Origin of the sequence: Paenibacillus timonensis (genome assembly GCF_022427145.1) — a bacterium.
In the GTDB taxonomy this organism is placed as follows: Bacteria; Bacillota; Bacilli; order Paenibacillales; family Paenibacillaceae; genus Fontibacillus; species Fontibacillus timonensis.
In genome coordinates this window covers 1-551 of record NZ_JAKSXN010000157.1, presented here as the reverse complement: position 1 = coordinate 551, position 551 = coordinate 1, and the positions used below count along the sequence as shown (strand labels likewise).

Genomic DNA, 551 nt, shown 5'->3' with positions numbered 1-551 from the left:
TTTCACTCCCCTTCCGGGGTGCTTTTCACCTTTCCCTCACGGTACTGCTTCACTATCGGTCACTAGGGAGTATTTAGCCTTACCAGATGGTCCTGGCAGATTCATACGGGGTTTCACGTGCCCCGCACTACTCGGGATCCGTCTCGGAGGGTTCACACTTTCGATTACAGGGCTTTTACCTTCTTTGGCGGGCCTTTCCAGACCTCTTCGTCTAATCTGAACCTTTGTAACTCCATGTGAGACGTCCCACAACCCCGAAGAGCAAGCTCTTCGGTTTAGGCTAATCCGCGTTCGCTCGCCGCTACTGACGGAATCACTTTTGTTTTCTCTTCCTCAGGGTACTTAGATGTTTCAGTTCCCCTGGTATGCCTCTTCGTATCCTATGAATTCAGATACGAGTGACTGGATATTACTCCAGCCGGGTTTCCCCATTCGGACACCCCCGGATCGATGCTTGCTTACAGCTCCCCGAGGCAGTTTCGTTGTTCGCCACGTCCTTCTTCGGCTCCTAGCGCCTAGGCATCCTCCGTGTGCTCTTAGTAGCTTAACCA

1 rRNA gene is annotated in these 551 nt (G+C 52.5%); it reads right to left on the bottom strand.

The features are described from left to right. Nucleotides 1-550 (bottom strand): 23S ribosomal RNA (locus tag MJ257_RS24645); the annotation flags it as partial. Nucleotide 551: the final 1 nt, after the last annotated feature.